The organism is Flavobacterium sp., assembly GCF_028712645.1.
Taxonomy (GTDB): Bacteria; Bacteroidota; Bacteroidia; order Flavobacteriales; family Flavobacteriaceae; genus Flavobacterium.
The window spans coordinates 1-6,418 of record NZ_JAQTPQ010000206.1 but is presented as its reverse complement, the minus strand read 5'-3'; the positions used below and the strand labels follow the sequence as shown (position 1 = coordinate 6,418).

6 protein-coding genes are annotated in these 6,418 nt (G+C 33.9%); 3 read left to right on the top strand and 3 right to left on the bottom strand.

What is annotated here, in order from left to right; genetic code table 11:
* On the bottom strand, window positions 1-1,850 hold a 1,850-nt coding region (locus PHC28_RS14135; protein ID WP_300101919.1), incomplete at its 3' end, for a glutamine synthetase III.
* A 200-nt stretch (window positions 1,851-2,050) separates the two neighbouring features.
* Between PHC28_RS14135 and PHC28_RS14130 the strand changes: the two genes are divergently transcribed.
* Both PHC28_RS14130 and PHC28_RS14125 read left to right on the top strand, forming a co-directional pair.
* The gene (locus PHC28_RS14130) at window positions 2,051-3,064 is read left to right on the top strand and encodes a glutamine synthetase beta-grasp domain-containing protein (RefSeq protein WP_300101916.1); all 1,014 of its coding nucleotides are present in this window, start codon (window positions 2,051-2,053) and stop codon (window positions 3,062-3,064) included.
* Between the two features lie 126 nt (window positions 3,065-3,190).
* Window positions 3,191-4,150: a TerC family protein gene (locus tag PHC28_RS14125; protein ID WP_300101913.1), complete on the top strand. Its 960-nt coding sequence runs from the start codon at window positions 3,191-3,193 to the stop codon at window positions 4,148-4,150.
* 46 nt (window positions 4,151-4,196) lie between these two features.
* Here the strand turns inward: PHC28_RS14125 and PHC28_RS14120 are convergent, their stop codons facing one another.
* Window positions 4,197-4,697: a hypothetical protein gene (locus PHC28_RS14120; protein ID WP_300101910.1), complete on the bottom strand. Its 501-nt coding sequence runs from the start codon at window positions 4,695-4,697 to the stop codon at window positions 4,197-4,199.
* Between the two features lie 88 nt (window positions 4,698-4,785).
* Here PHC28_RS14120 and PHC28_RS14115 point away from each other — a divergent pair, with 88 nt between their 5' ends.
* Window positions 4,786-5,358, top strand: coding sequence for a DUF1543 domain-containing protein (locus tag PHC28_RS14115; protein ID WP_300101907.1), 573 nt, complete (start codon window positions 4,786-4,788; stop codon window positions 5,356-5,358).
* 130 nt (window positions 5,359-5,488) lie between these two features.
* Here the strand turns inward: PHC28_RS14115 and PHC28_RS14110 are convergent.
* On the bottom strand, window positions 5,489-6,418 hold a 930-nt coding region (locus tag PHC28_RS14110), incomplete at its 5' end, for a methylmalonyl-CoA mutase family protein (protein ID WP_300101904.1).

The window sequence follows — 6,418 nt, the reverse complement described above, 5'->3', positions numbered from 1 at the left end:
ATTACGTGATTTTGAGAAAGATCTCCCAAAACTCTACCTTCGATTTGGATTTTTTTGGTATATTCTTCTAATTCAATTTCGTGACGCGCTTCCACTTCCACGTGATTCATAATTCCCATTTCTGAAAACAAATCCAAAGCTTGTTTTGAAGCTCTGGATTTCAAGGCTTCGGGAGTTGTTTTGAAATTGCTCAAACCTCTTTTTGCAGCTTCTATTTCCCAAGCTTCGCTGTAACCGTCTCCTTCAAAAAGTATTTTTTTGGAAACTTTGATGTATTCTCTCAAAACATTGAAGATAGCTTCGTCTTTTTTCAAACCTTTGGTTTCAATCAAAGCATCCACTTCAACCTTGAAATCTTTCAATTGTTTAGCAACGATAGTATTTAAAGTAGTCATCGCATTCGAACAATTTGCTGATGAACCTACAGCTCTAAACTCAAATTTATTCCCTGTAAAAGCAAATGGTGAAGTTCTATTTCTATCAGTATTATCCAAAATCACTTCTGGAATTTTACCTACAACATTTAATTTTAAATCGGTTTTTTCTTCAGGCGATAATTTTCCATCTGTCACCCCTTCAAGTTCTGCCAAAACTTTCGTTAATTGTTCTCCAATAAATACCGAAATAATCGCTGGTGGTGCTTCATTTGCCCCCAATCTATGGTCGTTACTAGCAGTTGCAATTGCTCCTCTCAACAAAGATTCATAATCATTAACGGCCTTGATCGTATTGATGAAGAAAGCCAAAAACTGCAAATTACTCATTGGCGTTTTGCTCGGACTTAACAAGTTTACACCTGTATCAGTCGCTAACGACCAGTTATTGTGTTTTCCTGAACCGTTTACACCTTTAAATGGTTTTTCATGTAATAATACTTTCAAATCGTGACGCTCAGCTACTTTTTGCATTATATCCATCAACAAACAGTTATGATCTACTGCAAGATTGGTTTCTTCAAAAATAGGAGCCAACTCAAATTGGTTGGGAGCTACTTCGTTATGGCGTGTTTTTACAGGAATTCCGAGCAACATACATTCTTGTTCCAAATCTCTCATATAAGTCAAAGCACGACTTGGAATTGAACCAAAATAATGGTCATCTAATTGCTGTCCTTTGGCAGAAGTATGCCCCAGCAAAGTTCTACCCGTCATCACAATATCTGGGCGAGAGTTTGCTAATGCACTATCGACCAAGAAATATTCTTGTTCCCATCCGAGTGTTGCGGTAACTTTTTTTACATTTTTATCGAAATATTTACAAACTTCGGTAGCTGCTTCATCCATCGCTGATAAGGCTCTCAACAAAGGAATTTTATTGTCTAATGCTTCTCCTGTGTAGGAGATAAAAACAGTTGGAATACATAAAGTTGTTCCGTAAATAAATGCTGGAGATGTTGGATCCCAAGCCGTATATCCTCTTGCTTCAAATGTATTTCTAATTCCTCCATTTGGAAAACTAGAAGCATCTGGTTCTTGTTGAACTAATTGTCCACCACCAAATTTTTCAACTGGATCACTACCATCATAGGAAGTTTCGAAGAAAGCATCATGTTTTTCGGCAGTGCTTCCTGTAAGTGGTTGAAACCAATGAGTGTAATGAGTAACCCCTTTTGACAAAGCCCACTCTTTCATACCCATTGCGATATAATCAGCTAATTTTCTGTCAATTTTCGTACCGTGTTGTATTGCTCCTTGAACTCCTTTTAAAGCATCTGAAGTCAAATATTGCTTCATTGCTTTTTCATTAAATACATTGGAACCAAAGATTATTGATTTTCTTCCCACCTCTTCAAAGTGGACCGGTTTTCTTGTTGAAGCTTCTTTTAAGGCCTGAAAACGTAATGTTGACATAATATAGTATTTTTTATCAAAGATAAATTATTATTTTTTGCATACAAAAAATATTGTATTTAAAATTTAACCCATATAAAAATAGGGCATTCGCAAAAGTAATGCATACTAATGTAATTTTAACCCCATTATTTTATACATAATAACATTTAAATTACATTTGCACATATTAAATAAAATTAATTTATATATTATATATCATGGCTAAAATTAAATTAGAGTACATTTGGTTAGATGGTTACGAACCAACTCAAAACCTTAGAAGTAAAACTAAAGTAGAAGAACACGAAAACTTTAAAGGAACTTTAGAAGAAATTGGAAATTGGTCTTTTGATGGTTCATCAACTAGACAAGCTGAAGGTGGTTCTTCTGACTGTATGTTAGTTCCTGTAGCTATCTACCCTGATCCAACTCGAATCAACGGATATTTAGTTATGACTGAGGTTATGAATGCTGATGGAACTCCACATCCTTCAAATGGTAGAGCTACTATTGATGATGATGGTGATTTTTGGTTCGGTTTCGAACAAGAATACTTCATTATGGATGTAAAAACATTACTACCACTTGGTTTCCCTGTTGGTGGTTATCCTGCTCCACAAGGTATGTACTACTGTTCAGTAGGCGGAAAAAACACACATGGAAGAAAATTAGTTGAAGAGCACGCCGACTTATGTATTGCTGCTGGTATCAACTTCGAAGGAATTAATCAAGAAGTTGCTTGTGGACAATGGGAATTCCAATTGTTTGCAAAAGGAGCTAAAAAAGCAGGTGATGAAATCTGGGTTGCAAGATATTTATTAGATCGTTTGACTGAAAAATATGGCTACTATATAGAATACCACCCAAAACCACTTGGTGATACTGACTGGAATGGTTCAGGTATGCACGCTAACTTCTCTAACGAAGTATTAAGAACTTGTGGAGACAAGGAAGTTTATGCTAAAATTTGTGAAGCTTTCCGTCCTGTAACTGCTGAACACATTGCGGTTTATGGTGCTTACAACGACCAACGTTTAACTGGTAAACACGAAACGGCTTCTATCCACGATTTCTCTTGGGGAGTTTCTGATAGAGGATGTTCAATCCGTATTCCTTTAATCGCTGTTCAAAAAGGATATAAAGGATGGTTAGAAGATAGAAGACCAGCATCTAATGGTGATCCATACAAAATTGCTGCAAGAATTATCAAAACTGTGAAATCAGTATTGTAATTCTTATACATTGATAACTTAAAGTGCTTTCAGAAATGAAGGCACTTTTTTTTATCTTTATTTTAAATAAGTTTCAAACTTAAAAAATCAAAAAGTATCTTTGACAAACATTAAATAATTTGAGATATGATTGTTTGGATTTCCTTTTTAGCTGCTATTTTAATTTTCCTTGCGCTTGATTTAGGTGTTTTCAATAAAACACCACATATCATAGATACAAAAGAAGCCAGCAAGTGGACCGCTATTTGGGTTACTATATCCTTTCTATTTTCAGGAATTATTTATTGGCTTTACAGCAACAATTACATTTCAAATCCTGACAAACTTAAACCAGCAGGAGCTTCCATAAAATACCTTACTGGATATTTAATAGAATTGTCCTTAAGTGTTGACAATATTTTTGTTATCGCAATTATATTCTCTGCTTTTAAAATCCCTCAAAAATACCAACATCGCGTGTTGTTTTGGGGTATTTTAGGAGCTATTGTTTTTAGGGGATTAATGATATTTTTTGGCGTTTTGTTGATCAATAAATTTACTTGGACAACTTATATATTTGGAGGTTTCTTGATATTCACCGCTATTAAAATGCTGTTTACCAAAGAAGAGGATAAATTTGAACCAAAAAAATCTTTTGTATATAGAACTTTACGAAAAATAGTTCCCGTTTCAATTCATATTGATAGCGAACATTTCTTTGTCAGAAGAAGACACATTACAGCAGCAACGCCTTTGTTTGTTGCATTAATCGTTATCGAAGTAATGGATGTCGTTTTTGCAATGGATAGTGTTCCAGCTATTCTAGCTATTACATCAGACCCGTTTTTGGTTTTTAGCTCCAATATTTTTGCCATATTGGGATTGCGTTCGATGTATTTTTTCTTAGCCAATATGATTGAAAGATTCAGCTATTTAGAATACAGCCTTATTGCCATTTTGAGTTTTGTAGGATTGAAAATGTTGCTTCATAATTATTATGAAATACCCGAATGGATTTCGTTAACTTTCATTGCACTCTCTCTTACAATAGGTATTGTAGTATCCTTAAAAATGAACAAAAAAATCGTTCCAGATAATACTAAATAAAAAAAAGGAAACCTTTCGATTTCCTTTAATTTTAAAACTTTATTTTTTAGAAATTAATCTTCTGGATCTGATTCTCATTAATGTTTAATGCAGAAATTACTGCAGCATAATTATTGGTATTAAATGAAGCTGCAAAGCTAGCTGGAACAATAACAACCCTTAAAACTTGATTTACTCTAAAATCAGTTGAAACAGATTGTAAATCATTTCCAACCATATAAATATTTACATCGTTTTTGGTAAAATCAAAATCATAGCCAAAATCAAGAGTTCCATCACTGAAATAATGAGTTTCTGGCAATAATTTCCATAAATCTTGTCCTTGATACATTCCTGATAATCGATAAACGAGTACCACATCAGAAGAATAAATAGACGGATTAAAAGTTACTAATTTACTATAATTATTAGTTGAATTGAATGAAGTGGTAACTTCAAATACCTCACTTATCGTGTTAGTGTCAACAATAGGTCCGTTGTCAGTAACGGTACAACTTTGGAAACTAAACATTCCCACAACGGCTAAAAGAGTAATTATTTTTTTCATGATTTTAAGATTTAATGATTTATACTTTTAGACGCTATTCACGAACTGTGCCAAAGTTTATTTTACAAAAAATTTGTAGCTTTGAAAAATGAAACATAAAGTAAAATTATATATGGTTATGCTAGGCTGTACGCCAGAAGGTAGGTTTACAGAACAGCACGATATTTTTTTTGGAATTGGCAATTCGTTAAAAGAATTAATTCCAGAAATGATAGCTTTTTGGCCTGAAGCCAAAGGAAGAATTCATATTGACGCTTGGCGAGAAGTGACAATGGTCGATAATAATTCAATTGAAATTGTTGCCAAAAAAACATCTGAAAATCCTGTTTCAGATAATTTATTTTTTATCAATCTTGGCGGTTACAAGGAAAATGAATTTGAAGAATACCATTATAAAATGCTTACTATCGCCGAAAACATAGGCATTGCTTCTAAAAATGCTAAAGCAACCACTTTTTACAAACATTGCGGTTTTAAAGGAGCTACATCACATATTGATGACAAATACGGAATCGATGTAGATGATATTTATAATGTTGCCGATATTTTATCCGAAAATTATAAAGAAAAATATTCCTTGAAAATCACTAAAGTAGAATCATTTTTCGAAGCAGACCAATTACATATTGGATATTTGAAATTAGATAAAATTGACGTTTGATTCTAAATATTTAGATGGATATGTATAATCACTCATTTCCTTTTTCAAAGAAAATGATTCTCTAAAATTCCGCTAAAAAGCGGGATAAGCGATTCACACACTTTTTGCGATGCAAAAAGTGGTTCTCTGCTTACATATTTCTTCTATACTGACCACCCACTTCAAACAAAGCACTTGTGATTTGTCCCAAAGAACAAACCTTAGTAGCTTCCATTAAATGCTCGAATAAATTTTCGTTTTTTATGGCGGCTTCTTGAAGTAAACTTAATTGCTCGTTTACTTTATCTTGATTCGATTGATGCAAATTTGACAGCATCTTGATTTGATATTGTTTTTCTTCTTCGGTAGCACGAATCACTTCGGCGGGAATAATCGTTGGAGAACCTTTTGAACTCAAGAACGTATTTACTCCAATAATTGGAAATTCACCCGTGTGTTTCAAAGTTTCATAATACAAGCTTTCTTCCTGAATTTTACTTCTTTGATACATTGTTTCCATCGCTCCCAAAACTCCGCCACGTTCAGTAATTCGGTCAAATTCTAGCAAAACTGCTTCTTCTACCAAATCGGTTAATTCCTCGATAATAAACGAACCTTGAATAGGGTTTTCGTTTTTGGTCAACCCTAATTCTTTATTAATTATCAATTGGATAGCCATTGCACGACGAACGCTTTCTTCTGTTGGCGTAGTAATCGCTTCGTCATAAGCGTTGGTATGTAAGGAATTACAGTTATCATAAATAGCATACAATGCCTGCAAAGTGGTCCGAATATCATTAAAATCAATTTCCTGTGCGTGAAGTGAACGTCCTGAAGTTTGAATATGGTATTTCAACATTTGCGCTCTTTCATCCGCACCATATTTATTCTTCATAGCTTTTGCCCAAATTTTTCGCGCAACTCTACCAATTACAGCATATTCAGGATCGATTCCGTTCGAGAAAAAGAACGATAAATTAGGTCCAAAATCATTGATGTCCATTCCGCGGCTTAAATAATATTCCACGTAAGTGAAACCATTTGAAAGCGTAAAAGCCAATTGCGTGATTGGATTTGCACC